The organism is Rhizobium sp. Leaf311 (assembly GCF_001423445.1).
Lineage (GTDB): Bacteria > Pseudomonadota > Alphaproteobacteria > Rhizobiales > Rhizobiaceae > Agrobacterium.
In genome coordinates this window covers 128,463-154,637 of sequence record NZ_LMNZ01000002.1, presented here as the reverse complement: position 1 = coordinate 154,637, position 26,175 = coordinate 128,463, and the positions used below count along the sequence as shown (strand labels likewise).

General features: G+C 55.1%; 20 protein-coding genes and 4 pseudogenes. 16 read left to right on the top strand and 8 right to left on the bottom strand.

Going from position 1 to position 26,175, the window contains the following annotated elements:
* The first annotated feature begins 3 nt into the window (after positions 1–3).
* The 3 genes and pseudogenes from manD to ASF69_RS23525 all read left to right on the top strand — a co-directional run.
* The gene (manD, locus tag ASF69_RS04855) at positions 4–1,212 is read left to right on the top strand and encodes a D-mannonate dehydratase ManD (protein ID WP_062585906.1); all 1,209 of its coding nucleotides are present in this window, start codon (positions 4–6) and stop codon (positions 1,210–1,212) included.
* 18 nt (positions 1,213–1,230) lie between these two features.
* Positions 1,231–2,385, top strand: coding sequence for a mandelate racemase/muconate lactonizing enzyme family protein (locus ASF69_RS04850; protein ID WP_062585904.1), 1,155 nt, complete (start codon positions 1,231–1,233; stop codon positions 2,383–2,385).
* Positions 2,386–2,596: 211 nt separating this feature from the next.
* Positions 2,597–2,680 (top strand): annotated as a pseudogene (locus ASF69_RS23525) (DUF1127 domain-containing protein); the annotation flags it as partial.
* A gap of 87 nt (positions 2,681–2,767) precedes the next feature.
* Here ASF69_RS23525 and ASF69_RS04845 read toward each other — a convergent pair.
* On the bottom strand, positions 2,768–4,876 hold the full coding sequence (locus ASF69_RS04845) for an ATP-binding protein (RefSeq protein WP_062585902.1): 2,109 nt from the start codon (positions 4,874–4,876) through the stop codon (positions 2,768–2,770).
* Positions 4,873–5,613, bottom strand: a complete 741-nt coding sequence (locus tag ASF69_RS04840) for a response regulator transcription factor (RefSeq protein ID WP_062585900.1) — start codon at positions 5,611–5,613, stop codon at positions 4,873–4,875. The genes ASF69_RS04845 and ASF69_RS04840 overlap by 4 nt, the downstream gene beginning before the upstream one ends.
* 238 nt (positions 5,614–5,851) lie before the next feature.
* Between ASF69_RS04840 and ASF69_RS04835 the strand changes: the two genes are divergently transcribed.
* From ASF69_RS04835 to ASF69_RS04815, 5 genes are all read left to right on the top strand, one after another.
* Entirely contained in the window at positions 5,852–6,844 is a 993-nt protein-coding gene (locus ASF69_RS04835) for an ABC transporter substrate-binding protein (protein ID WP_062586256.1), read from the top strand.
* Positions 6,845–6,958: 114 nt separating this feature from the next.
* Positions 6,959–7,984 carry an ABC transporter substrate-binding protein gene (locus tag ASF69_RS04830; RefSeq protein WP_062585898.1) on the top strand — a complete coding sequence of 342 codons (1,026 nt, stop codon included), beginning with the start codon at positions 6,959–6,961 and terminating at the stop codon, positions 7,982–7,984.
* A 100-nt stretch (positions 7,985–8,084) separates the two neighbouring features.
* Positions 8,085–10,316 (top strand): iron ABC transporter permease, encoded by a 2,232-nt coding sequence (locus tag ASF69_RS04825; protein WP_062585895.1) that lies wholly within the window; start codon positions 8,085–8,087, stop codon positions 10,314–10,316.
* Entirely contained in the window at positions 10,313–11,374 is a 1,062-nt protein-coding gene (locus ASF69_RS04820; protein ID WP_062585894.1) for an ABC transporter ATP-binding protein, read from the top strand. The genes ASF69_RS04825 and ASF69_RS04820 overlap by 4 nt, the downstream gene beginning before the upstream one ends.
* 31 nt (positions 11,375–11,405) lie before the next feature.
* Positions 11,406–12,224 carry an inositol monophosphatase gene (locus ASF69_RS04815; protein WP_062586254.1) on the top strand — a complete coding sequence of 273 codons (819 nt, stop codon included), beginning with the start codon at positions 11,406–11,408 and terminating at the stop codon, positions 12,222–12,224.
* A gap of 83 nt (positions 12,225–12,307) precedes the next feature.
* Here ASF69_RS04815 and ASF69_RS04810 read toward each other — a convergent pair.
* Positions 12,308–12,791 (bottom strand): annotated as a pseudogene (locus ASF69_RS04810) (recombinase family protein); the annotation flags it as partial.
* A gap of 488 nt (positions 12,792–13,279) precedes the next feature.
* Between ASF69_RS04810 and tssI the strand changes: the two are divergent.
* The 4 genes from tssI (at position 13,280) to ASF69_RS04785 (ending at position 17,245) form a co-directional block, all read left to right on the top strand.
* Positions 13,280–15,427 (top strand): type VI secretion system tip protein TssI/VgrG, encoded by a 2,148-nt coding sequence (tssI, locus tag ASF69_RS04805; protein WP_062585892.1) that lies wholly within the window; start codon positions 13,280–13,282, stop codon positions 15,425–15,427.
* 9 nt (positions 15,428–15,436) lie between these two features.
* On the top strand, positions 15,437–16,135 hold the full coding sequence (locus ASF69_RS04800) for a hypothetical protein (RefSeq protein ID WP_062585890.1): 699 nt from the start codon (positions 15,437–15,439) through the stop codon (positions 16,133–16,135).
* 214 nt (positions 16,136–16,349) lie between these two features.
* Positions 16,350–16,634: a PAAR domain-containing protein gene (locus ASF69_RS04790; protein ID WP_062585887.1), complete on the top strand. Its 285-nt coding sequence runs from the start codon at positions 16,350–16,352 to the stop codon at positions 16,632–16,634.
* Positions 16,635–16,804: 170 nt separating this feature from the next.
* The gene (locus tag ASF69_RS04785) at positions 16,805–17,245 is read left to right on the top strand and encodes an AP2/ERF family transcription factor (RefSeq protein WP_244475397.1); all 441 of its coding nucleotides are present in this window, start codon (positions 16,805–16,807) and stop codon (positions 17,243–17,245) included.
* Positions 17,246–17,595: 350 nt separating this feature from the next.
* On the opposite strand, the gene ASF69_RS04780 is transcribed toward ASF69_RS04785, so the two are convergent.
* The 3 genes and pseudogenes from ASF69_RS04780 to ASF69_RS04770 form a co-directional block, all read right to left on the bottom strand.
* Positions 17,596–18,072, bottom strand: a complete 477-nt coding sequence (locus ASF69_RS04780) for a hypothetical protein (protein ID WP_156461992.1) — start codon at positions 18,070–18,072, stop codon at positions 17,596–17,598.
* A gap of 536 nt (positions 18,073–18,608) precedes the next feature.
* On the bottom strand, positions 18,609–19,346 hold the full coding sequence (locus ASF69_RS04775; RefSeq protein WP_156461991.1) for a hypothetical protein: 738 nt from the start codon (positions 19,344–19,346) through the stop codon (positions 18,609–18,611).
* Positions 19,347–19,436: 90 nt separating this feature from the next.
* Positions 19,437–19,688 (bottom strand): annotated as a pseudogene (locus tag ASF69_RS04770) (tyrosine-type recombinase/integrase); the annotation flags it as partial.
* Between the two features lie 82 nt (positions 19,689–19,770).
* Here ASF69_RS04770 and ASF69_RS04765 point away from each other — a divergent pair.
* The gene (locus tag ASF69_RS04765) at positions 19,771–20,523 is read left to right on the top strand and encodes an IS6 family transposase (protein WP_062585876.1); all 753 of its coding nucleotides are present in this window, start codon (positions 19,771–19,773) and stop codon (positions 20,521–20,523) included.
* Positions 20,524–20,809: 286 nt separating this feature from the next.
* Here the strand turns inward: ASF69_RS04765 and ASF69_RS04755 are convergent, their stop codons facing one another.
* Together ASF69_RS04755 and ASF69_RS23235 are read right to left on the bottom strand one after the other, a co-directional pair.
* Positions 20,810–21,892: an ATP-binding protein gene (locus ASF69_RS04755; protein ID WP_062585873.1), complete on the bottom strand. Its 1,083-nt coding sequence runs from the start codon at positions 21,890–21,892 to the stop codon at positions 20,810–20,812.
* 582 nt (positions 21,893–22,474) lie between these two features.
* Positions 22,475–24,790: pseudogene (locus ASF69_RS23235) on the bottom strand (hypothetical protein).
* 202 nt (positions 24,791–24,992) lie between these two features.
* Between ASF69_RS23235 and ASF69_RS04745 the strand changes: the two are divergent.
* From ASF69_RS04745 to ASF69_RS04735, 3 genes are all read left to right on the top strand, one after another.
* On the top strand, positions 24,993–25,382 hold the full coding sequence (locus tag ASF69_RS04745; RefSeq protein WP_062585871.1) for a DUF2513 domain-containing protein: 390 nt from the start codon (positions 24,993–24,995) through the stop codon (positions 25,380–25,382).
* Positions 25,383–25,454: 72 nt separating this feature from the next.
* The gene (locus ASF69_RS04740) at positions 25,455–25,763 is read left to right on the top strand and encodes a type II toxin-antitoxin system RelB/DinJ family antitoxin (RefSeq protein ID WP_062585869.1); all 309 of its coding nucleotides are present in this window, start codon (positions 25,455–25,457) and stop codon (positions 25,761–25,763) included.
* Positions 25,760–26,044 (top strand): type II toxin-antitoxin system mRNA interferase toxin, RelE/StbE family, encoded by a 285-nt coding sequence (locus tag ASF69_RS04735; RefSeq protein WP_062585867.1) that lies wholly within the window; start codon positions 25,760–25,762, stop codon positions 26,042–26,044. Before ASF69_RS04740 ends, ASF69_RS04735 begins: the two co-directional genes overlap by 4 nt.
* Positions 26,045–26,175: the final 131 nt, after the last annotated feature.

The window sequence follows — 26,175 nt, the reverse complement described above, 5'->3', positions numbered from 1 at the left end:
TCTATGAAAATCACCGATGTAAAAGTTATCGTCTGCTCTCCCGGCCGTAATTTTGTGACGGTCAAAATCTTTACAGACGAGGGTCTGACGGGAGTCGGCGATGCCACATTGAACGGTCGTGAAAAGGCCGTCGTCGCTTATCTAGAAGATCACCTTACCCCGCTTCTGATCGGTAGGGATCCGAGCCGCATCGAGGATATCTGGCAGTATTTCTACAAGGGTGCCTATTGGCGCCGTGGTCCTGTAACGATGGCCGCAATTGCAGGCATCGACACCGCCCTATGGGACATCAAGGCAAAGGCTGCCAATCTGCCGCTCTACCAGTTGCTGGGCGGTGCCAGCCGGGAAAAGGTATTGTGCTATACGCACGCGCAGGGCACCACCATCCCCGAGGCCGTCGAGGCGGTGGGCCGACGGATCGAGGAAGGATACAAGGCGATCCGCGTGCAGGTCGGAATTCCCGGCTTGCCTGACGTCTACGGTACAGGTGCCAAGACCGTGACCAACAACGCTATCGACGATGCCGTGCCGCATGAGGAAGTGTGGTCCACCTCGAAATACATGAGGCACATCCCTAAGCTGTTCGAGGCGGTGCGCGAGGCGCATGGATGGGACATCGAGCTTCTCCACGACGCACATCACCGGCTGACGCCAATCGAGGCCGCTCGCGTCGGTAAGGATCTGGAATTCGCCCGCCTGTTCTGGCTGGAGGATACGGTTGCTGCGGAACACCAGGAAGGATTTCGCCTGATCCGCAAACACACCACGACCCCACTTGCTGTCGGTGAAGTCTTCAACACGATCTGGGACGCGCGACTTCTAATGGAAGAGCAGCTGATAGATTACATCCGCACCACATGTGTGCATGCCGGTGGTGTCACCGCGCTGCGGCGGATCATGGACTTCGCCAGCGTCTACAATGTTCGCACTGCCTGCCACGGAGCGATGGACATGTCTCCGATTTGCCTCGGTGCCAACCTGCACCTCGACTTGTGGGTGCCCAATTTCGGCATTCAGGAGTATTCGGGCTATCTTCCAGAAATTCTTGAGGTCTTCCCAAGCGCGTGGAGCCTCAAGGATGGTTACCTGCATCCGGGCGATGCCATCGGCCACGGTGTCGATATCGATGAGACGCTTGCTGAGAAATATCCGTACCAGCGAGCCTACCTTCCGGTGAACCGTCTCGAAGACGGCACTCTGTGGCACTGGTAGAAAACTGGAGGGAGCGACATGAAGATCACTGCAATCAAGACCTATGCCGTCAAGGTCGGTATCCGTAACCAGTTGCTTGTCAAAGTCGAGACCGACGAGGGCATTTTCGGCTGGGGTGAAAGCGGCTTGTCCGGGCGTGAAAAGGCAGTCGTCGGCGCGCTTGAACATTATGCCGAGTTCCTGAAAGGACGCGATCCGTTCAAGATTGGTGCGCTGTGGCAGGAAATGTATCGCAGCCAGTATTTTGAAGGCGGACGCGTCTTGCAGGCAGCGATCTCGGCAATCGACATTGCCTTGCATGACATCAAGGGAAAGGCGCTTGGTGTTCCGGTTTATGATCTGCTCGGCGGTAAGCAACGCGATCGTATCCCGACATTCGCCACGACATTCGCGGCACCTGGGCCGGAAATGATCGACCAGGCAAAAATGCTGGTGGAACATGGATGGACGGCAATGCGGCTCTCTCCGGCCGGGCATGAAGAGAAGGAAATCTATGAGCCGCGCGAGCACATAGCGACCACAGCCAAATGGTTGGTTAAAGCGCGCGAGGAGCTTGGTGGAGATGTCGTGCTCGGTATTGATTACCATCATCGGCTCACCGTTGCGGAAGCAGCAAGTTTTTGTCAGAAAATGCCGTCCGGTACGCTCGATTTTCTCGAAGAGCCTATCCGCGACGAGTCCCCTAGCGCCTACGAGGCACTCCGACGGATGACCGACGTTCCCTTTGCCATCGGCGAGGAGTTCGCATCGAAATGGCAGTTCCAGCCCTACATTGAGCGTGACATCCATCAATTCAACCGGCTCGACGTCTGCAATGTCGGTGGTTTGACGGAGTCCATGAAGGTTGCGGCCTGGAGCGAGACGCACTACGTCGACATGATGCCGCATAATCCTCTTGGGCCGATATGCACCGCCGCAACTGTTCACTTCTGCGCCGCAGTGCCGAATTTTTCGTGGCTCGAGACCCGCAGTAGTCCTGCAGAAACGCATTTGGGTTTCGATAATTCCGATTTCTTCCCGGCACAGCCCCGGCTTGAAGGAGCATTCTATCCGGTTTCAGATACACCGGGCCTGGGGGTCGAGGTCAACGAGGAACTGCTGGCGAAACAGAGTTTTGAATTCTGGGAGGCACCGCATTTGAAGCGGCGTGACGGCTCTGTGACCAACTGGTAAGCGGCTGTCGTCGCAGAGATCATTTCGCCTTCCGCCACGCCACGATTTAACGCGGATTTGAGGGCATCAATCTCGGCTATTCGTAGGGCAAGCGGCCTACTTTACTAAGGGTCATCAAGCTGCCGATTGTTGCTTTGCACTTCTGGAGGTTCTGCTTGCGTGGGGATCGGATTCCTCTTCATCGTTTTGTGGAGCTCTACAAGGTAAGCCAGAGTACTTTCAGACCGTTACCGAACTTGGCCGCATGGGCTCACGTGAACTGCAGGACCTCGGCATCAACCGTGGGGACATTTAAAGCGTGGCTCGCTAGTCGGTCGGTTGCTGAAGCCTGTTATCACCACGGTTTTGTCTTTGCTTCGCACTGTAACTGTAAGAGATAATATCACGTGGCATCTGCTTTTAGAGGGAAAGATAATTGTACAGTCGTTCCCGCGCCAAGCCTTGAAAATATCTGCGCCTCTCCACCGCTTTGGCGAACGAAACCATAGACCATGGCAAGGCCAAGACCCGCTCCGCCCTGATCGCCGCGGGTTGTAAAATAGGGCTCGAACGCCTTGTCCATCACCCCCGGCGTCATGCCTGCTCCGTCGTCATCCACCTGTATCAGTAATAGATTTTCTGTTCGTCTGGCGCGAATGACGATCGACCCACCCTGCGGCATCGCTGCTGCTGAATTGAGACAGAGGTTGAGGATGGATTGTTCGAAAAGCGCCGGGTCCAGGGCGATTTTGGGCAGGCCCTCCTCAAGGTCGAGCCTGACGTGGCATTTCGCCCCGACGGCGATTTCCAGAATATCCGCCATCGTCCGCAACAGGTTGGCAACATCCATCGAACCGGGGTGAATAGGATGCTGACTGCCGACGGAGAGCATGCTGCTGGCAAGCGCACGCCCACGGTCTGCCGCCTTGCGGATGCGCGCAAGGTGGCGTTTTTGACGGTCGTTGAAGCCAGCTTCCCGCTCCAGCAGGCCAAGACTGCCCGTGATAATGCCGATCATGTTGCCGACCTCATGACTGACCTGATGCGTCATGCGCATGATGCCATCGAGCCGCTGCGCCTTGGACGCCTCAGCTTCCTGACGGTCCATGGCGGTCACATCCCGCGCCAGAAGCACGATACCCCTGTCTGGCTGACGTGACAGCGAGATCTCGATGACCTGCTGGTCCTCTGCGCGGTGGCGGACAACTGCCCGCTCCTGCAACGTCCCGGAGTGGGCATGGCATGGCAACAGGTCTGGATCGATTTCAGGAATGGCCTGCGCGAATTTTCGGAGTGGCGACTTCCTCGATGCGGCAGATTTTCCGATGAGGTCGATCACACGACGGTTCATCGTGATCGGGTGCCCTGCGGCGTCGAAAAGCGCGATACCCTCATTCATGTTGCGAAACGTCGACCGGATCGTCCGTGCCGCAGCTTCAGCGGTGCGACGCAAGCGCGTGACACGCTCCACGCTATCGTTAAAAGCCTTAAACGCATCCAGAAGCCTGATGAGCTCCGTCTCGTTGCCGCGATAGGACGGCGGACCGACATTCTTGTCGCCTTTGGCGAGGGCGTTCATGCCCTTAGAGAGGGAGACGATGCCGCGCGATACACGCATGACGGAGTGAATAGAGAACACAGCCACGACGAGAACCAGCAGCGAGGCCAGGGCAACGGTGATCAGTAGCCGGTAAAGCGCATTTGATGTCGAAAGCAGGTCGTCATTCAACCCTTGTGCTACGGTATCGCTCTGGGATTCGGTCGCATGTGAAAGGTCACGCGAGACATCATGGAGCTTCGACACCGATGCGCGAATGGCAAACATCCCCAGGAGGTAGTTGGTCTGCGCTTCGAAAACCCGCTCGTAGGGTAAAAGTTGCCCGGACGAAACCCTGAGATCCGGGGCTGCCCTGTTCTGCCGCATCTCGGTTTCTGAAACGTAGCGTCGGCGAAGTTCACCCAATTGGAAAAGACTATCTGATGTCGCCGCCGCCTGCACGATGCCGTTCAACTGGCGCCTCAGTGCGGCGTCTTCCACACCTTCGCCAGTGGCGATCTCACCCAACGCTGCGGCGGCCTTGGCTTTGTGATCCTGCGCTGCATCCGCATCCCGTGCCAGTTCTTGAGTCTGGGTGTGGATAAGGTTGAGCAGTTCCACGATCTGACCGCTTGCAAAACCCCGGATGACAGGGTCCTGCCCATCACGGCCGATCATGCTCAACAGCCCATCGACCTGCGCAACGACAGCGCGGCTTTCGCTGGACACACGGTATGGCGATGCGGCGTTCATCAGAAACGGCGCGCTCGATACCAGATCGGAAACCTGCCGTGAAATCAGCGATGCTTTCGCAAGGCTGGAAAAGGCTTGCAGCCCATAAGCCGCCATTTCGTTGCGCGCGCGCTGCAAGCCGTAGATTGCCGTTGCCGACAGGCTGAACACCAGACAGCAGATGAAGACGATGGCAAATGGCAGGCGGAAAGCGATGGACGAGAGGAACGAGCGACTGATCACGATAAAAGCTCTGACTCATCTGTGTGCAACACATAACCTTTGCCGCGCCGCGTTTTTATGTGCCGAGGCAGGTCGGGATTGAGCTCGATCTTTCTTCTCAGACGCAGCACAAGCACATCGACGTTGCGGTCGATATAGCGCTCACTCTCGGTCCCGAGCCGATCCAGAATCTGGGCTCGGCTGACAGGTTGATTGGGTGTGGCGGCAAGGATTTCCAGCAGTGCGAATTCCGCTGTCGTCAGCGTGCGGCTGCGGTCTGTGAGGCACGTCGCCTGCCGTCCATCGAGATCGACCGCCCAGTCTCCAAGCCGCAGCGAAGACCGCGCATGATCCTTATCGGTCTCCTTGTCATGCTTCAGTGCCGGGATGGTCCGGCGCAGAACCGCCTTCATGCGCGCCGTGAGTTCGATCGGCTCGAAGGGTTTGACCACGTAATCATCTGCCGCAGTTTCCAGCCCCAGAACACGGTCAGCCGCACTTCCAGCGGCGGTGACCATGACGATACCAATATCGGATTGAAGCCGCAGGCGCTGGGCAAATGTCCGGCCAGACGTACCGGGCAGATTATGATCGACCAGCACGAGATGAACCTGTTCCCGCGCCAATATTGCCGACGCCTCTTCCGCTGACCCGGCACAGATCGGTATCCAGTCCTCCGCCTCCACGAGATCGGAGATCAGCTCCGCCATATCTGGATCGTCCTCAACGATCAGAATTCGCACCTTCTGGTTCAGCAATGTGTCGTCCTCCCGGTGACACCATACGATTTTGCCTGTCCATGTTCAAAGACTAGCTGATGATGTGCCTCGACATATATGTAATAAATGTAATGTTCTTCGGCACTGCGGTGCAAAATTGGTAACCATTCTTCGATTGCGCCGACAGGCAAATCTGACATGCTGACTTCGGAGATTGGAACGGGGAAGTTCCAAGAGGGAGGCTCTATTGAAAGCATTGTTGGCGATTGCGGCGGGAATGACGGCATGGCTTTGCGCCGTAGCACCCGGCGTGGCCGACACCGGCCTCAACGTGTTGTGCGGCGCGGACGAAGCCTGGTGCATTCAGATGAGGCAATCCTTCGAAGCCAAAACGGGCATTCCTATTTCCATCACCCGCAAGAGCACGGGCGAAATCCTCGACCAGATCAGGTCGGAAAAATCAGCGCCGACCATAGATGTCTGGTGGGGTGGCACCGGTGACACCCACCTTCAGGCAGCGTCGGAAGGTCTGCTTGACGTTTACGTGCCGAAACATCAGACCGACATTTTGCCCTGGGCGCAGAATTTCTTCAAAATGTCCGGGCAGCACTCATCCGGCATTTACGCAGGCGCCTTGGGTTTTGCCTATAATGCGCAGGTTCTTGCGCAGAAAGGGCTTACGGCACCCACCTGCTGGAAAGATCTTTCCGATAATGCCTATAGGGGTCTTATTCAGGCGGGCAATCCAAACTCGTCTGGCACCGCCTTTACCATGCTCGCGACACTGGTTCAGCTTTTCGGAGAGGACGACGCCTTTCGCTATATCGGTGCGCTGAACCGCAATGTCGTAGAATACACCAAATCCGGCTCAGCGCCGGTCAAGGCTGCGGCCAAAGGCGAGACCTTGATTGGCATCTCCTTCATGCACGATGCGGTGACCCAGAAGGAAGAAGGCTTTCCGCTGGTAATCGTCGCTCCCTGCGAGGGTACAGGCTACGAAATCGGTGCCGTCAGCATCATCAAGGGCACGACGAATATCGAGGCGGCGCAAAGCTTCGTGGAATTTGCGTTGAGCCCCGAGGGACAGGCGACGGGTGCCGCAGCGGGCCAGAACCAGGTCCCCTCGAATGCCAAGGCACCGCTTCCGCCTGCGGCACCCGACATATCCCTGATCAAGATGGTCGATTATGACTTTGCCACCTTCGGCCAACCGGGCGAACGAAGTCGGCTTCTCAGGCGGTTCGATGCGGAAGTGACTGCCACGCAGTAATAGACAGCACGATTTTCGAAACAACTACCCAAAGGCGGCATGGAAGCCCATGCCGCGCAGGCAAAACTGCGCCTTTTTCATTCATATCCATCGCAAGCAACAGGAGGATAACGCATGCGACTTTCAGCTCTTTTCATTCTACTTTTTGCCGGGACATCCCTCGGGGCGGTTTCCGCGCAGGCAGCAGGTGAACTCAACCTCATCTGCTCGGCAGATGTGGTCATTTGCGAACAGATGAAGGGGGATTTTGAAAAGTCCCACGACATCAAGGTCAATATGGTGCGCCTGTCTTCCGGCGAGACCTACGCAAAAATTCGTGCCGAAGCCCGCAATCCCAAGACCGATCTATGGTGGGCCGGTACTGGCGATCCGCATGTGCAGGCGGCATCCGAAAACCTGACCATGGAATACAAATCGCCCATGCTCGACAAGTTGCAGGACTGGGCCAAGAAGCAGGCGGAAAGCACAGGTTACCGGACAGTTGGCGTTTACGCCGGTGCGCTGGGCTGGGGCTACAACACTACGATCTTCAAAGACAAGGGCTACAAGGAGCCACTGTGCTGGGCCGATCTTCTTGCCCCGGAACTGAAGGGCGAAATCCAGATTGCCAACCCCAACTCATCCGGCACGGCCTACACCGCACTGGCGTCACTCGTGCAGATCATGGGCGAAGATCAGGCCATCGACTATCTCAAGAAGCTGAATGCCAATATTTCGCAATATACCAAATCGGGCTCAGCGCCGGTAAAGGCCGCAGCCCGCGGCGAGACAGCACTGGGCATCGTCTTCATGCATGACGCCGTGGCCCAGACCGCCGAAGGCTTCCCCATCAAGTCCATCGCGCCTTGCGAAGGCACGGGCTACGAAATCGGCTCCATGTCCATCATCAAGGGTGCCCGCAATCTGGAAAATGCCAAGGTCTGGTACGATTGGGCGCTGAAGCCTGATGTGCAGTCCAGAATGAAGGATGCCAAGTCCTTCCAGCTGCCATCCAACAAGCAGGCTGAAGTGCCGAAGGAAGCACCGAAGTTCGAGGACATCAAGCTGATCGACTACGACTTCAAAACCTACGGCGACCCGGTCAAGCGCAAGGCGTTGCTGGAGCGCTGGGACCGCGAGGTTGGCGCCGTCGCTAACTGATCCCTTCTGTGCCTGGACCGGTGGGGCTCTGCACCGCCGGTCCATTTCTCCGGTGCCCGTTGCATCCTAATTTTCTATCTTGAAACAAGCGAGGTAAGCCATGAGACGTGGCAATCGCAGGCTGGACATCGTCCTTGCACTCGGGGCAGCGGCCCTCATTCTTCTGCCCTGGTACAGGATTGAACGCGGCTTTTTCGGCTTTGGCTGGCTGTCGGATTTCTTGTCATCCGAAACCTCGGCACCGGCTTTCTTGCAGATCGCCTCGCATGGCAAGCTCTGGCTGATCGGTGTCGTCGCCATGTTTCTGGCGGCGTGCCTGGCAAGAACCATACAGGAACCGATGAAACGCGGTCGGCTCATGTCGATCATCGGCATGGTGGGGTTGTTGTTTCTCTCTCTTCAGGGCCTTGCCATCGGCTTTACGGGCTGGACCTGGACAGTCAGCGAGACGCTCTTCGGACAACTGGCCAACGGCCAGCCCTCCATGGGCGCAGGTGCCGTCGTCATGGCAGTCGTTTTCGTGCTGCTCTTCGCCTTCGGTCTGGCGGAACGGGGCGTCATGAAAGGCGATGCCTTCATCGTGGCCTCCATATCGCTGCTAATATTTCTTGTCGCGATCTTCGTTTTCTATCCCATTGGCAGCATGTTCACCGCCTCGGTTCAGGACCTCGACGGCTCCTTCAACCCTGATGGCGTCATTCGAAACCTGCAAGACCCCGGCATCTGGAGCCTCGGCTGCGTCCCGGGCGAAGAACGATGCGGTGTGGCATGGCGCACCCTTGCACTCGCGCTGATGACGGCATCCGCCTCGACCTTGCTTGGCCTTGGCTTCGCACTTGTGGCAACACGCACGCGTTTTCCCTTCAAGAAAGGTCTGCGTCTTCTCACCGTCTTGCCGATCATCACGCCACCATTCGTGATTGGCCTTGCGCTTACATTGCTGTTCGGTCGTGCGGGAGTCGTTACCGAAGGGCTTTCGAGCCTGTTCGACATCGAGCCAGGACGATGGCTCTATGGCTTGACCGGCATCTGGATTGCGCAGGTCCTGTCATTCACGCCCATTTCCTTCCTCGTTCTCATCGGTGTCGTTGAAGGTGTCAGCCCATCGATGGAAGAAGCATCGCAGACACTGCGTGCAGATCGTTGGCGTACCTTCTGGCGCGTCTCGCTACCCCTGATGAAACCCGGCCTTGCCAATGCATTCCTGATTGGCTTCATCGAAAGCATGGCCGATTTCGGCAACCCGCTCGTGCTCGGCGGTAGCCATGGCGTCCTTTCGACCGAAATTTTCTTTGCGGTCGTCGGCTCCCAGAACGATCCATCCCGTGCGGCTGTTCTTGCCATGGTTCTGCTCTGCTTTACGCTTTCCGCCTTTCTGGCGCAGCGTTTCTGGCTGTCCGGGAAGAATTTCGCGACGGTCACTGGCAAGGGTGACAGCGGTGCGCATATTGCCCTGCCACGTGGCCTTTCCATCGGCGTGCATGCCGCTGTCGTGCCGTGGATGCTGTTTACCATCGTCGTCTACGGCATGATCCTGATCGGTGGCTTCGTCAAAACATGGGGTCTCGACAACTCCCTGACGCTGGACCACTACATCAGGGCTTTCTCCGTCGGCTTCAATAATGGCAGCATTGCCTGGACTGGCGTCGCCTGGAATTCGTTCTGGACGACCATGAAAATCGCGCTGATCTCAGCCCCGCTGACGGCTGCTGTCGGGCTGCTGACAGCCTATATCATCGTGCGCCAGAAATTTACCGGTAAGAACATTTTCGAGTTCGCGCTGATGATGAGCTTTGCCATTCCCGGCACGGTTATCGGTGTCAGCTACATCATGGCGTTCAACCTTCCGCCCATCGAGATGACGGGGTCGGCCCTGATCCTCATCGCCTGCTTCGTTTTCCGTAACATGCCCGTCGGCGTGCGCGGCGGCATTGCGGCCATGAGCCAGCTCGACAAAAGTCTCGACGAGGCATCGCTGACGTTGCGGGCGGACAGTTTTCGCACCATCCGCAAGGTCATCCTGCCGCTTCTCCGTCCAGCAATAACGGCCGCCCTCGTCTACTCATTCGTCAGGGCAATCACGTCGATCAGTGCCGTTATTTTCCTCGTCAGCGCGGAATACAACATGGCCACATCCTATATCGTCGGCCTTGTCGAAAACGGAGAATATGGTGTGGCGATCGCTTACTCGTCCATGCTCATCGTGGTGATGATCACCATTATCACGGGCTTCCAGCTCATTGTCGGGGAACGGCGCCTGAGACGCGAAAACCGCGTCGCCGGTGTCACCACGGCACCTAACGTTCCTCTCGTTCAGGAGAAAGCCGCATGATCAAGGTAAAACCCGGCTCCGTTACCTTTCAAAACGTTCGCAAGACATTCGGTGCCTTTACGGCCATCCCCGACCTGTCCCTTACCATAGAACCGGGAACACTCGTGACCTTGCTCGGGCCTTCCGGCTGCGGCAAGACCACGACGCTTCGCATGCTGGCGGGGCTCGAGCATCCAACCTCTGGCCGCATTCTGATCGGCGATACGGATGTGACGATGTTACCGGCGAATGAGCGTGACGTGTCCATGGTGTTCCAGTCCTATGCCCTTTTTCCGCACATGACGGCCCTCGACAATGTCGCCTATGGCTTGCAGTCTTCAGGTCTTCGCAAAAACGACGCCCGCGAAAAGGCGGAGGAAGGGCTGAAACTCGTAGGCCTCTCAGGCATGGGCCAACGACTTCCAGCAGAACTGTCCGGCGGACAGCAGCAGCGTGTCGCGGTTGCCCGTGCACTTGTGCTCGAACCGCAGGTCCTTCTGCTGGACGAACCGCTGTCCAATCTCGATGCACGCCTGCGCCGTCGCGTCCGCACCGAAATCCGTGAATTGCAGCAGCGCCTTGGTTTCACGGCAGTTTACGTCACCCATGATCAGGATGAGGCCTTGGCCGTTTCTGACCGCATCGTTGTCATGAAGGATGGGGAAATCGCTCAGTCAGGCGCTCCGCGCGAGCTTTACGAAGCCCCTGCATCGCACTTTATCGCCGACTTTATGGGAGAGGCGAACGTCATTCCCTGCGAGGTCATCGGCATCGAAGGTGAGCAGGCACTCATTCGCGTGGCGGGCGTCGATTACTCCGTCAAAGGCCGTGGGGCAAAGCCCGGTTCTGCGAAACTTGCCGTCAGACCCGGCTCCATCACCATCGGCGCGGCGGGCGGCAAGGGGCTGGCAGGACGGGTCTTGCATAGCGCCTATCTCGGCGGTCACATTGAATATGAGGTTGAGACTGGGGTCGGCACACTCTTCATCATAGACCACGCGATGGAAGCAAACCTGCCTGCGGCGAGCGATGTCACGCTGGGATTTAAAAATCGTGGTATCGCGCTGATCAACGGCTGAAACGCCGAACTTGCAATCAAAGGACATGACAATGACGACACATGAAAGCGCCATCGAACTGCGCTTTTCCCTCGCGAAGACTCTGGCGGAAAAAGCTAGCGCGATGGCGCTTGACTATTTTAACAGGCGCGACACGCTTGTGATCGAAACCAAGCGCGATCTTCACGACGTGGTTTCCATCGCAGACCGAAACGTCGAGACACTGTTGCGCGAACACGTGGCCGAAGCGCTGCCCGAAGACGGTTTTTTAGGCGAGGAGTTCGGTTACACCGAGGGACAATCTGGCTTTACCTGGGTCGTGGACCCCATCGACGGCACGGCACCTTTCGTCAACGGCATGCCGACATGGTGCGTGTCCATCGCCGTCCTTCATGACGGCATTCCCGTCGTCGGCGTCATCAAGGTGCCGTGTGAAGACGAACTATACGCCTCTGCCGAAGGCTTCGGTGCGACCCTCAATGGCAAGCCGCTTCGGCTTGATCCCGCACGCAACATTCAAAATGCGCTGACGGGCATTGGCAGCAATAATTACGTGACGCCGGACCGGGTGGGTGCCATCATAGCCTCGCTGCTATTCATCGGCGGGAATTTCATTCGTAACGGTTCCGGCGCGCTGATGCTGGCCTATGTCGCGGCTGGCCGTCTGGTCGGTTATTACGAGCCGCACATGCGGGCCTGGGATTGCATGGCGGGGTTCTGCCTAGTCAAGCAAGCGGGTGGGCAGTACATGCCGTTTCCTTGCGACGGGGAAAACCTGATGCTCGGCAGCCCTGTCCTCGCCAGCAATCCAACCGCTTATGACGAGCTTTTGCACATTCATGCTACAACGGCAGGAAGAGGTTCGTCATAGTCCAGACCTATTCTGCTTTGAAAAAGACGCCACAGGCTGACACGTTGTTTGGTCCCCAGGGTAAACCTTGAACTCAACACCCCTGGTCGCCGCTCTCGCAGCCCCGGGGTTGCCCGGCAGTTTGCCACGGGCCTTCGCCGCCTTGATCCCAGCTCTGGTTCGTTCGGCGATCAAAGCCCGTTCGAGCTGCGCGACAGCTCCGAGGACCTGAAGAGAAAACATGCCCTGTGGGGTGGAGGTATCGATCGGATCGCGGATCGATCGGAAATGAACGCCGCGTTCTTCAAGGTCCTCGATCACCTGCAACAGATGGCTGACCGATCGGGCAAGGCGATCCAGCCGGACAACGACAAGCACGTCGCCGGCAGCGAGCTCGCCCAGCAGTCTCGTCAGAACCGGTCTGGCCCGTGATGCACGGGATCCGTGTTCCTGAAAAATCCGCTCGCAGCCGGCGGCACGCAACTCGTCCATCTGCGCATCATGAACCTGATCGTCGGTCGAGACGCGTGCATAGCCGATAAGACGGTTGGGCGCCGTCCTCGGATTGGCGGCCTGTCGTTTTGCCATGGTTTTCTCACGCGCTTTTCAGGTGCTTTGTACAGATAAATCATGTGTGAGAAAATGACGAGTTGCAAACGTCTTTTAAAGGCCAAATGCAGCCCCACCAGATTCAAAGAATGACGTGGAATGGGCATCGGCTCGTAACCAGCGTCCAGCGCGATCTGGTGGCCATCTGCGGCGGAGATGCCTGAAAATAAGTAGATCGGAAGAGGGGAGCGCCATTGAAGCCGGTTCACGCGTAAAGACGATGGAGCATTCTGGCCCCTGACCATTATAAGGGGCACAGATATACGGTAGCTGGTTGCTCCATCCTGCTATGTTTCGCAGGCCAAGATCTTCAGACTTACGCTTGGTATTGAACATGAATAGCGATTTCACAAGTTATAGCGGAACTTTTTGCGTACTTCCATGCTTTTGCCACAATGATTGATTGCATTCGTTTGAGATTTTGACAGCTGATTGATATTTGTCCCATCCGATCACCGGGGTTCCCCATGACCGACCAGCCTTCGTCCGCCGATTTTATACAAGCTAGCCGTGTTTTGAAGGTCAAGTCGCCGCTCGGCGAAGACCAGTTGTTGCCCGAGCGGATGATCATCAACGAAGGCGTATCGCAACTGTTTGAGATACAACTGAATGTCCGTGCCAAGAAGGAATCCGTGAAGCCGGAAGAACTGATCGGCCGTCTGATCGATGTCTCGGTTGAGGTGCAACAGGGGGATGGCGAGGATGGAAGCGGAGTGCGCCGCCCGTTCAACGGTCTGGTCACCGACCTACACGAGGGACCACCGATTACCCGTGGCCTGCGCTCCTATGCCATGACAATCCGCCCCCAGATGTGGTTGCTATCCCGCCGTTCCGATTGCCGTATCTGGATGGATAAGAACTCGGTGGAGATTGCTGACACGCTATTTTCCGAACACGGCATACCAGCCCCGGATACTTCGGGCATCATCAAACTACCCCCTGTCCAGGGCTATAGCGTACAATGGAACGAAGATGATTTATCCTATCTTCTCAGACGGCTCGAGGAAGATGGGATTTTCTACTGGTTCAGCCACGAGGACGGCTCCCACAAGCTTAACATGGCCGATAATTCTTTTAGTTGGCTTGGGCCATCGCTTTCCGCTCAGGGCGAAGGCAGAGTGAGACTGGCACAGGGGTCGTCGGATCGCAACCACATTAACGACTGGGCCCGTCGCTTTTCCTATGTGCCGGGCCAGCGCGCTGGGGCCGACTGGAATTTCGAGACGCCCGGCATGGTGCCGGGCACGATGACGCCATCGCTGGTACAGATGCCTGACGCGACCAAGCGCGAGCTTTACGAATACCCGGCCCGCATCAAGACAGTGGAAGAGGCAGAGCGTGCCCAGAAGCTGCGGGCACAATCCATCGAAGCCGACCACGACCGCGTCTTTGGTGCCTCCACTTCGCGCATTCTTGAAGCCGGTCGCCGCTTCAAACCCTACGAGGAAGCCCACCCTGAGCACGAATACGAAGAACATGTAATTATCCGGGCGAGCCACACTATCGTGGATCGCTCCTATGAGACCAACAGCAACGAACCGGAATACCGCAACGCCTTCGAGGCTATTCCAGCCCGCGTACCCCTCACCCCGCATCGTACGACCAAGCGCCCGAAGATCGAGGGCACTCAGGTCGCCATTGTCGCGGGGCCAAAGGGCGAAGAAATTCATCCTGACCAATACGGCCGCATAAAGCTATGGTTCCCATGGGACCGCAAGGCCAAGAAGGATGGAACCGATACATGCTGGGTGCGTGTCGCGCAAAGTTGGGCTGGCTCGACTTGGGGCGGGCAGATCATACCGCGAGTGGGCATGGAAGTCATGGTCGCCTTTGTCGATGGCGACCCAGACCGTCCGTTGGTGACAGGTGTCGTGCCCAACCCGGCCAACGGCGTGCCTTACGAGCTTCCTGCCCATAAGACGCGCTCAGTATTTAAAACGCAGACATATAAAGGTAATGGTTTTAATGAGTTAAGATTTGAGGATGCAACTGATCAGGAAGAGATCAGAGTAATAGCACAGAAAGATCTTAATACCCTTGTCCGTCACCATGAATCCAAAATCGTGATGCGGAATTCGGCCGAGATGGTTATGAATAACAAGTTGAGTGAGGTGGTGGGAGATGAAATACGCTCAACTACAGGCTCATTGACCATTTACACTGGTCCTTCTGGCGTTACAGCTCTTTCCCCAAATGCCGTCGGGTCTACTGTCAACATGCTTTCTTCGTCTGCATATTCACTCGATATCGAAGGTATGTTCGCTAGTGATGCGTCTCCAGGCGATCTTAATATAATTTCAGACGGCGGCCACAATGTAATTGTAAGGGGTTCTGCCCAGCATCATGTCGAAAATAACTTCGACATAGCGGTTGCCAAGAACCATTCAGTGAGAGTGGCAGGTAATTACACTCTGAAGGTTGGTGGGAGCCAGGATGCCTATGTAGAGAAGTACCGAACAGAAATGGTGGGAGAAAAGTACATATTGATTTGTGGCGACAGTCGCATTGAGATGCTCAATGATGGCACCATTAATATTTCAGGTAAGACGATCAATATTGACGCAGATACTGAAGTTAATATCAGGTCGGCCAAGGTCAATTTCGAGAAAAAGTAGGAGCTTGAAATGGACGGACCTTCGCAAGGGCGTTTGAAAAACCTCTGTGCAGTTTTTAAAATACCGCTTTCTGATTGCGAAGCAAGTCCAGAGGCAGCTCTAGCCTTGCTTAGCTACCTTTACGCGATGCCGCTCATAAAAAATAAAAATGATCGGCACAATTATGGAAATCAAATCCTGGCGAATACCCAGGGTCACTTCGCTTCCAACTCAAATTTTGTCGGACGCCTGGGCACTCACGTTATCATGATGCAGGAACTTCCAGCCTGGTATCAGAATCTAAATAAATCCACAGATGTGCTCGTTGAACAGTATTTAGATATTGAGCGCACAGTAAATTTTCTGAACAAAGTGGGCTATGGGAGTGCCGGAGGCGCAGCAGCAGCCGGAGCTGCGGAGATGATCAAAAAAGGCAGTGTTAAGGAGGCCGCGAAAAAAACTGCCGAAAGGCTCGTAGGAAAAGGCGCAATTCAGGAGGCAATTGTAGGGCGTATCGGACAGAGAGCTGCAAGCGCAGCACCTTGGGTTGGCGCTGTTATCATCGTTGGCGGAAATCTCGCCTATCATGGAGGTCTCGAGCAAATGGAGGAAATAAAAAACATTTTGAGGGATCGTTTCCAAAAGGGGGACATGACCAACGAGCAATATAAGAAGGTTTTCGGCTCGCAAATCGATCCAGATGATGTAAAAAAATACTGGGAAATGTGACATGAGGAAGAAATTTTTCAAATTAACTCACCGGACGGGCTTTATGATTTTCATACCATTGTCCGCAGCGATATCATTTTTATATTCGTACTTCGCAGGAACCTATACCTTTAATTGGTACTTTTTGCACCTTATCACATTCATACCACTTTTTTACTTTGTCAGAAATAATATCGAGTGGATCGACAAGGAAGACATGTGAGAGGTCAATATAATGCCCCAACCAGTATCTCTTAAAGGTCACCAACATAAGTGTCCCGTTCATAATCATCAGGGCGGACCAATCACGGCAACACAGCAAAGCTTTGTAACCGTGAATGGTGTAGCAATTGCCACGGTCGGTGACGTGTGTGTCTGTACTGGTATTCCGACAGACGACCAAATAGCAGAAGGCTCTGCTTTGGCTTTCATTGAGGGAAAAAAGGTTGCGCGCTTAAATGATAAGTGTGCCCACGGCGGCGAGATTGTCGAAGGGGTCACTTGGATAAAGTTCGACTAGCTGCGAAAATGGACAAATCTGAACCACAAAGCCGACCATTGACCGCAAATGCTGATCGTCTAATCACATGCCATAACAAGGCCATGTACGCGATCAACCGAGTCGATGCGAACCGTCACGGCCAGAATGCCTGGCACGTTAACTTTTCCCGTGGCGGCAAGACGTTTCAGATGACATTCAGTGACGGCACCTATGGCGGGAATGAGCAGGCGCTGACCGTCGCAAAGGCTTACCGAGATGCTGTTTTGAGCGTTGTTTCGCCTCTGACGAACAGCGACATGCGCATGCAGGTTCGCAAGAACCGCTCCGAGGGAAGCAATCTGCCTGGAGTCTATTACGTACAGCCCGGAAATCATTATAAAAAAGGCGCATGGATCGCCCGGATTGAGTTGCAGGTTGAGGGCCACGAAAGTGACCCTGCAACAAAGAGACGCCGCAAAGCGCTCACCCGGACGTTCAACGTTGGCAGATATGGTTACGACGAAGCCAGACGGCTGGCAGAAGAAGAGCGGATCCGCATGGTGCTGGCTGTCGAGAATGGCGACGAACCCGCTCTTCGCAGTCCAGACGCTCTCGCGCTGCATCGAAAATTGAGCAACACTGAAGACTGATATTAGAAGCTCCTATTTCTTGCTCGTCTTGGCGTTCAGGCGTTCGCCATCTGCTCGCAACTCACCTTTCGGTTCGACAAATCGATAAAGCGTCTACGCGGTATACCGAGTTCAGCGCGGATCGGCCACCTTCGTTTCGGACTGTCCCAACGTTCTCCGTCTGATCGCCTACCTGTTCAAACGGTGTTTATAGCTGAAATCCAGCTCTGCCATACTCGAAATCCGGTGTCGAACGGGCATCGGAGGTTATGAATCGGCAGGGGGTCTCTATGCCGATACGCGCGATAACGCCTTGTTATTTTTCACGTTGACGGGGTCATTTCTGTATGGCTAATCGCAAGAAGCGTTACTCATTGGACGCCTTGGTTGATTTTGAAGGGAATGTATTGAATGAAAGGCTTGGACGGATCGAAATTTGTTTGTCTTGGGAACAGCAGACAATAAAGCTTTTTGTGATACACCACTGCCAAGGGATAGCATGCGTCGGCTTTGCTCATTTCGCCAGCATTGCATTTCTGTAAATCTTGCAAAATTTCAGAAGAACGGCACTTATCCTCGCTGCACTCGTATTGAGTGATACGCTCATAGCCGTTGGAATAAAATATCTGGGATTTCTGATAGCTCTCTAAGGATTCAATAGAGTTAGAGAGCGCGTCATACGCCTTATCGACGTCCTCTCTCATTCCAATATTGAAGGTAGAGGGACTATCTGAAGTGAATTCGAATTTCGCCGGATCTACTTCACAGGTTAGCGCGTTTGAAGACGAAGTGGCGGCCGTGAGTGCCGCGCAAGCTGCAGCAAGAGTTTTCATTTTCTGCATAGTCAATTGAGGTCGATCTTTCCGCCGCTGATTACGACGCGCTGATCTCCATTGATTTCAATCTCATCGAAATCAAGAAACAGTTACTACCGTTGATTGCTACCATGTCGTCTTCACGCATAAGGACATTGGCTTTTGCGCAGGTAAGATGGAGCTCTCCGCCGCTATGCACCGTTGTACTGTTTTGAGCGGTGAACGACATGGTATCGTTGCACATAAGATTTACACGATTACGGGCATTGACGCTGTATGACATACCGACGTTTGTCGGCCATCCCGATCCACGCCGCGGCGTCAAGTTTTTCTTCGGCAAGGTTGGCTTGAATGGTGTCTGAATCGAGGTCGTGATATTGGAGAGCTCGGTTGGATTTTAAACGTTAATAATTTCGGCAGCTAGGGTGTCGCAGTTGGAGGAGCTGTCGAAAGGGAACGCGGCGCCACGTTTTCGCCAGCGGTGCGACGCTTCTGCCGCACCGCTTCCGCAAGAAGTCACAGGCGGACATTCAGCCAAAATAAATACGGCAGTTGTGTAACCTCCGTTCTCAATCTGGCGTTTTTGAAAACTCATCAAGCGACCGGATGATATCACGGACTTGTTGGAGCAAAGGATTCAAATCCGAAGTTTGGCCATTGTTGACGTAAGACATAATGCCGATCCGATAGCCTTCAACCAGCGACCAGCCACCCACGGTAGCAGTAGGCGTTTCCGCTCCAGTGGCGATATCAGTCAGAGACGCCACCCAAGCCACATAGATTGCAAGACCATCAGGACCGATGATCTGCTTCTGCCCGATCTTAAGATCGTGCGCGATAAATTGGCGAGTCTTCTGCTTTGCCCGCTCAATGCTTACTGCAGCTTCGGAGCCAGGCGTGTCCATTTTATTAAACGCTTCAGCCCACCGTCCTAAGGCATAGGCGCGTGTGATATTCTCCATGGGACCCTCACCACCATCAGGGGCTCGCTGCAGAATTGCCATTATCCATCGCCGAGGTTCCATGGTCTCGCCACCACGCATCCGTTCAAGATCTTCACAAAGTGTCCACATACCGACCAGCTTGCCAGTGAGGCTGCTCGAAGTAAGCTCATACCATCTGCGCTCGGATTCTGGATCTACCCGGCAAAAACCGTCGGGCGCTTTCATTTTAAGTGTCGTCCGTTGTAAATGAATGGCATCCAAGCGGGGGGCATCGTCAATCACGCGTTCCTGGGCTATTCCCGAATTCGGAAAGAATATCTGCGAAAGCAGCGTTGCCAAAGACATCAGCAGTAAATTACGCACTGTGCTTCCTTTCATCAGAGCGAACATATTTGCGAGTTTTGCACGCGGAATTCGTGAAGTCAGCTTTACCTACCGGCTCCAAGCTTCCCATCAAAGCATCCGTGCTGCGCGACCGCTCCGCCGCGTGGCATTGTTATAATAGCTGGATGCTTGTTGAACAGAGCGATGACGAGATTGCTCCATCGCTTCCGGCAGCGGAATCCCACGGTTGGCAGCCTCGGTCAGATAGCCAGACCTTAGCCCATGAGCGGAAAACTCCCCCGGCTCCAACCCTGCCATCTCCGCTCGCTGTTTGAGTATTGCATTGACCGACTGCGGATCAATCGCCCGCTTGGACACCGTTCGGGCCTGTCGCAAATTTTCGGGCTTAAAGGTATATTGACCATAGGCATGAAATTTGCCGCTCCGAAAATTGGAGCGAGCCATGATTCTGAATACCATTGCCGAGAAGCTGAAGCGCCAGTCGAAGGTTGATTTCAAAGGCAGGCATTTCGAGGCATGGCTGATTGTACAGGCGGTTGCCTGGTACCTGCGCTACCCGCTCAGCTATCGGGACTTGGAAGAGATGTTTCGGGAGCGGGGCTTCGAGGTCGATCATAGCACGGTCAACCGCTGGGTATTGGCTTATGCGCCGATGATCGAGAAACGGCTTCGGCAATTTCGGCGACCCCACTGCGGCTCGGTCCGGATCGATGAGACCTACATCAAGATCCGCGGTAAATGGCGCTATCTGTACCGAGCCATCGACAAGCAAGGAAACCCGGTCGATTTCCTGCTGTCGGCAAAGCGTGATCTTGATGCGGCCAAGCGGTTCTTCCGCAAGATGCTTAAAGATGAACCCTTGTTGTCGCCGAACAGGATTGGGACGGATGGGGCCAACACCTTCCCGTCAACGATCAAAACGTCGGTTGATGATGGGCTTCTACATCCCGATCCCGTCCACTATGTCACCAAACACCTCCAGCAAGGCATCGAAAGTGACCATTTCCGGGTAAAGAAGAACATGCCAAAGATCGGTGGCTTCCAATCCTTCAACACGGCGCGGCGAACCATCGCGGGTTTCGAGGCGATGCTGTGGTTGAGGAAAGGCTTTGGCTTTTCCGGCGGCTGGACTGTCAACGACCAGAACGATTTGCTTGCGCGCCTCTTCGGGCTGCAAAAAGTTAATAAAGCATGAAAATGAAGATGCAGAGGGGGTAATCGCGCCCTCCGAAAATGTTTGCGACAGGCCCTTCTCGATCCCCTTTTCGGTCGCGAACACCGTTGCTTCCGCCGGTGCGCCAGGCTGCTTTTCGACTTTGAGAAGCGTCAGCCCGCTGGCGTTCAGGCTCTTTGTGACCATCACCTCATGCGGTCGGCCTTCGATCGCAAGATAGACACCCGGAAGATTGTTCGCAGCAATATTTGGAAGGTGGTCGAGTGCTGTCAGCAGCGCCTGTGCATGCGCCTCACGGTGGTTGACATCACTCGGATGTTTTGACGATCCGCCGGTTTTTGCTGCGAACGGGCGTGCTTTTCCGATTCCGCTCAGTGTGAAGTGGCGCCGATCTCGAGCCATGCTTTTCTGTTCCTATGCCTTGCAGCGAACGCCTCCGCTCCAGCGATGCCACCACGGCTGAAGTCTCGACGGCGCCCGAATCGAGAATGACAGCGCGGCGCGCCGCGTCTTCAGCAGCCGCGATCACGTCGGCCGTCGACAGGCCATCGGCGCAGCCGGTGATCTGACTCCAATTGATCGCACCGACGTCGAAGCCGTGCAGCCGGCGGCGCATCGCCTTTTCGATCGCGTCCTCGTTAGGCAGATCGTAAGACAGGACCAGATCGAAGCGGCGCAAAACCGCGCGGTCGAGCAGTTCGGGAAGATTTGTGGTCGCGATGATGATCGACGGACCAGTGTCTTCGTCCAGGAACTGCAGGAACGAGTTCAGGACGCGTCTTGCCTCGCCAATATCGTTCTCATTGCCGCGACTTGAGGCCAGCGCATCGATTTCGTCGAAAAGGTAGACGCCGCGCGTCGTCTTGATCGCGTCGAAAACCATGCGAAGCTTCTGGGCAGTTTCGCCCATGAACTTCGTAATTAGCCCGTGCAGAAGAACGGTAAAGAGTGGATAGCGAAGTTCGGCAGAGAGAGCCGCGGCCGTCAAGGTCTTGCCGGTCCCGGGTGGGCCGGCAAGCAGCACCCGCCGCCGCGGCCGCAGGCCGCGCTCTTCGAGTTTTTCGGCATGGTGGATCTCAACGACCAGATGCCGAAGTTCGTCTTCGATAACAGGCGGCACGATCACATCGGCCATCCGAGCCGTCGGATAGCTGGCCCCGAGGAAGCCTGACAGCTCGCCGCGCGGTGCGGCAAGCGGCATCAGGTTGGGTCGCTTCTGCTCGGGCGCGCTGGCGCCTGCCTCTGCCCATTGGCGAAGCTGTTCGGCAAGACGGCTGTGGCCCTTCTGGGATTCGGCGGCGGCCATCTGCATCGCAAGGTCGTAGAAACGATCCTTGTCGCCTTCAGCATGGCTCTTGACGAGCCCTATGATCTGTTGTGCCGATGCCATGGTCTTAACTCTAAGCGTGTTGCCTGATTTAGGAAGCCCCAGAACGATTATATGGGAACTTTCTGAACAGATTTACTCGTATCCTGCCCGAATTGGCTCGCGCGGACCTTACGGTCCGGAAGGAGCCGCAGGCATAACGCTCCGCCCCCGATAGTTGTTCGCAAGCTCATAGCAGTCAGGGTGGGCCGACACCACCCGATTCAGAGAAGAGGCGAAGAAAGGCGGGAAGGAACATGGTCACAGAGCTTCAGCGTCGGCGTCGGTTGCGCTCCCCGATCGCCCTGTGTTTGGGTGTCTGTCTTCGAAGGACTGAAAAGGGAGCAAGAGTGACCTCACCCGTCATTCGGTAATCGGTGCGTCAAGATAAATAAAAATCTTTTTCTTTCAGTTGCTTGGCTGCTCTGGTTGAATACGCCAGCTTATGGGGCAGAGGGTTCGAATCCTGTCAAGAGCTAGCCTTGTGCATGCCTGTTTCGAATCCATAGCTCGCAGTGCAATCAGCGGCAAAGCAGTTCTCGCTGGATCAGTGGATCTAATCACGGAAACGCTGGCGATGTTTGCGGCATCGCCAGCAACTTGTCTTCAAGCCGCCTCCCAAACCTGGTTTAGTATTTTTGCCGCCAGCGCTGCTTTGTCTTGCGGCAAGAAACGACCATAATGTTATTGAGCCATTTCCGGCGTATCCTGAATGGCGTAGCTCGCCTGTTCATATGAGCCGGTGAGTTTCAGAATGTGAGTTGCCAACACGTCCCGAACATTGTGTGGGCCGTGCGGCAGCAAGCCACTGATCGCTCCACGACCGGTGTAGGGGTTATAGATGCCGTAGCGTTGGATGACGAGACGCCAAGCCTCATAAAACGTGGTCTGGTTATAGGCAGCATCAGCGCTCGATAGCTTGACGGTCTTGACGAAGAACGTCCCCGGATCGGTAGCGTGACCGAGTAGAATCTTTCGGTGACGTTCGATGTAGGCGTTGATGTAGTGGTAAAGGTCAAGCAGATCAGGCAGGATCAGCCTGAATGGCTTCGATCCGAAGAAGGACGAGTTGGCATTCTTGAATGCGACCGATGGGATCAATACCTCCCAGCCATTCTCTCTGTCGTTCCACCGAATTTCTCCACGCCGCATTTCTTCAAGTCGTCTTTCAGAAGTTGGGAAGTGGCCGCGTGGGCAAAACAGCAGTTGCCGCAGGTTCTTTTGCCGCAGGCCAAGATGAAGCCCTAGCCGTAGCATGAGAAACGAGCGTACGGATTCTGCTGCAGCTCTCGGGTAGCGGTCTTTATCGGGCATACGGAGAAGGATTTCGTCTGTGATCTTGCGGTATTCGGCAAGAGGGCTCGGTGCCTCAAGCACGCACATGATTGGCTCGAACGGGTCTCGATGGACGCGCATGACCCGCTGGATTTCCCTGATCCGGTTTCTTGCATGGGAATGGAATGCATCGCAGCAAGCGTGCCAATCACGTCGGGCGAAGGCAATCTCTTCCTTTGTAACCAAGCCACTTACCGGCACCACGCGCTCAATGAGTTCAGGATGCTGCCTGATCCAACCGGTTTCCTCACGGGTGAGCGATAACGAGATGCTGAGCATGTCCGCTTCCCAGGCCGTGTAGAAGCCGCGTCGCCGCTCACGCCAGTGTAGATACCAATCCCAGACACCCGGAAAAACCAAGAGGCCGAAGGTCAATGCGCTCAGTGGCACGCCTCTGCCAGCGACTTCGCCCTCAGGTGACGCAGCAAGAGCACCAAACATCAACCCGAGATGTTCGAGCTTCTGAGATGCCGTCTCCTCGCCCCATACTCCATTGCGTTTGAAGCCAACTGCAGTCAGGGTAGTGGTCTTGAACGACATGAGATTAGCCATTTCGAGCGCGAGTTGAACAGGTGCGTCGATTACCCCGGAAAGCATATCGGGGTCTTCCAGCTCGTCTTTACATTCATCGACCACCTTACGGGGTGACGTCATCGGTCTGTGAGAACCGCCGTAGGTTACGCCAGGAAAGCGGATGGCATAACGTTGTTTCGTCGCCAGCGCCTGATAACGACGATAGTCCGTCGCACCGGTTAGAATAACCCGCCTTACCCATTCAAGGATTTCCGCACGCTTTTCCTCCGGCAATAAGTTGAAATCATCTGGCAGATGCCATGCGAGACGTCGACGCTCTGCGGGCGAGATATCGTCACCAACGTCATATCCGACCCCGGCGCGAGACTGATGCGGAAGCTTCTCCTTGAAATAACCGATTGGCAATCGGTACCGCCGCTCTATTCGATTGAGGATTTCCAAGTTAGCCACGCTCCGTGGCACTTTCGTTCCTTTCAGCCAGCTCAGCAAGGTTGTTGCTTCAAGCGCATCACCGTCCCGGAATATGGCGCGATGCAAATGGTAATAGCTCTCACCGAAACGGTCGATATGGAATTGGAGAGCAGCCTGAAAAGATACCGGTTCGTCGTAAGTCTCGAAGAGTGGTTCTGGGAACTCTTCGATGGGCTTGGGCTTCGGACCGGTTTTTGATCGATAACTGGTTTTGGCCGCATCAGGCGTGCTTTTATTCGAAAGGCTTTTTGCGCGGCTGCGTGTCTTTGTTGCTTTGCCTGTGGCCGAGGGTCTTTTATGACTTCGCCCGGTTTCAGCGAACCACCGTGAGATGGCATCGAAACCGTACTGACCGACCCTCCTGAGTTCTGCTGATATCTGCTCAAGACCGCATGCCAACGAGATTTCTTCCCAATTGACATGCCTGCCGAGCATGGGAGGAGGCATCCGGTCGTCAATCAGACCGATCATGTATTGTGAAAGCGCGCGAAATTGCTTTGCGTCCGTACGCGTTGCCACCTTCATCTCGCAGAATCTGGAAATCTTGCGCCGAAAGACGATTGCCGATTGATCTATGCTCATTCAGGTTTCCCTTGCAGATTACAGCCCAGCCCGGGGGCGGCTTGCTAAGGGAATTGGGTTGACGAGATATTAACGCTCAAAAAATGCGCGCATCAATATGTCTGGCGCGCGTAGTTCGTTCAGGGGACTTCCATTCAAGTGAATGTTCGGATGTGTTATCTTCCGAATTGTTGGCAGGAGATACGAAATTACGACGCGAGATATGGTTCTGATCAGAGAGCTTCTGCTCAGGTTGGACGCCATAGAAATTGATGGCACCGGCGGGCTATTGTTGACCGGCAGCAGTCCTGAGGTCGCAATTGAGGGGTACCGGGACGAGGTTATCCATTATCATCTGCACCTACTGGATGATGCAGGTTTCCTTATGCCGTTGAGGATCAAAAAGCAGCCTTCGATTTCAGTAAGCTTTCGGGGACTGAGTTGGAGCGGCCATGAGTTCCTAGACAGTGTCCGACGCAAAGATGTTTGGGATCATACCAACGCTATTATGAGAAGGGCGGGAGGAGGCACCTTCGAGATCGCGAAGGCAGTTGCTGTCGCTTATATTTCCGAGCAACTGTCGTCGCAGTTTGGTATCGCACTTAAAAAGTAGATTGGCGAAAAAACGAATGCTAGATTTTGTAATTCAATTGCATTACTATTCCATACCAATCTGGAGATAGTTATGGCTGCAAATGCGCTCGTTCAAACTCGTATCGATGCTGACGTTCGTGACCGGGCGTCCCTAGTTCTGGAAGGTATGGGACTTACGGTGTCAGACGCGGTTCGCATATTGCTTACGAGGACCGCCAATGAGGGCATGTTGCCGCTTGAACTTTTTTCAGGCAGCGAGGCTCACGATACCTGGTTTCGCGCCAAGGTGCTTGAGGCGCTCAATGATACAAGACCGGATATTTCCGACGATGAAGTCGAAGCTCATTTCGAAAAGCGTCGGCAGGCTGCGCGCAACAAGGCGGCGAGTATGACGTCTTGAGACTAACTTGGTCTGCGTTTGCCTTATCGGATCGCGATGCAATTTTTACGTTTATCGAGTCAGAGAACCCGGCCGCCGCCGTTTTGGTTGACGAACGCCTCGTCGTTGCAGTCCGTCGCCTGATCGATTTTCCAGCAAGTGGCCGGCTTGGCAGAATTGCCGGGACGCGCGAGCTTGTAATCAGCGGAACGCCTTACGTCGCGGCATACGCAGTTAGCGGAACTAAGATCCGCATCCTACGCGTATTACACGGGGCTCAGGAGTGGCCTGAAGCTTTCTAAATCAGTTAGCCTCGCCTGATAGCTTCCGGATCAAGGTGTTTGCGGTTCAAGTCCTTTCGAAGCAACAGAACACCATAGACTAAAGTCGGTTCAATCCACTTAAGAGATTGAGAAACAAGCTTTAATCTTCC

Excerpts from the sequence above, each read along its gene's own strand:
- ASF69_RS04835 (WP_062586256.1), top strand. The coding sequence starts at position 5,852 with ATGACGGCATGGCTTTGCGCCGTAGCACCCGGCGTGGCCGACACCGGC.
- ASF69_RS04825 (WP_062585895.1), top strand. The coding sequence starts at position 8,085 with ATGAGACGTGGCAATCGCAGGCTGGACATCGTCCTTGCACTCGGGGCA.
- ASF69_RS04745 (WP_062585871.1), top strand. The coding sequence starts at position 24,993 with ATGGTTCTGATCAGAGAGCTTCTGCTCAGGTTGGACGCCATAGAAATT.
- ASF69_RS04800 (WP_062585890.1), top strand. The coding sequence starts at position 15,437 with ATGGACGGACCTTCGCAAGGGCGTTTGAAAAACCTCTGTGCAGTTTTT.
- ASF69_RS04740 (WP_062585869.1), top strand. The coding sequence starts at position 25,455 with ATGGCTGCAAATGCGCTCGTTCAAACTCGTATCGATGCTGACGTTCGT.
- ASF69_RS04850 (WP_062585904.1), top strand. The coding sequence starts at position 1,231 with ATGAAGATCACTGCAATCAAGACCTATGCCGTCAAGGTCGGTATCCGT.
- ASF69_RS04755 (WP_062585873.1), bottom strand. The coding sequence starts at position 21,892 with ATGGCATCGGCACAACAGATCATAGGGCTCGTCAAGAGCCATGCTGAA.
- manD (WP_062585906.1), top strand. The coding sequence starts at position 4 with ATGAAAATCACCGATGTAAAAGTTATCGTCTGCTCTCCCGGCCGTAAT.
- ASF69_RS04815 (WP_062586254.1), top strand. The coding sequence starts at position 11,406 with ATGACGACACATGAAAGCGCCATCGAACTGCGCTTTTCCCTCGCGAAG.
- ASF69_RS04830 (WP_062585898.1), top strand. The coding sequence starts at position 6,959 with ATGCGACTTTCAGCTCTTTTCATTCTACTTTTTGCCGGGACATCCCTC.
- tssI (WP_062585892.1), top strand. The coding sequence starts at position 13,280 with ATGACCGACCAGCCTTCGTCCGCCGATTTTATACAAGCTAGCCGTGTT.
- ASF69_RS04790 (WP_062585887.1), top strand. The coding sequence starts at position 16,350 with ATGCCCCAACCAGTATCTCTTAAAGGTCACCAACATAAGTGTCCCGTT.
- ASF69_RS04765 (WP_062585876.1), top strand. The coding sequence starts at position 19,771 with ATGATTCTGAATACCATTGCCGAGAAGCTGAAGCGCCAGTCGAAGGTT.
- ASF69_RS04820 (WP_062585894.1), top strand. The coding sequence starts at position 10,313 with ATGATCAAGGTAAAACCCGGCTCCGTTACCTTTCAAAACGTTCGCAAG.
- ASF69_RS04785 (WP_244475397.1), top strand. The coding sequence starts at position 16,805 with ATGACATTCAGTGACGGCACCTATGGCGGGAATGAGCAGGCGCTGACC.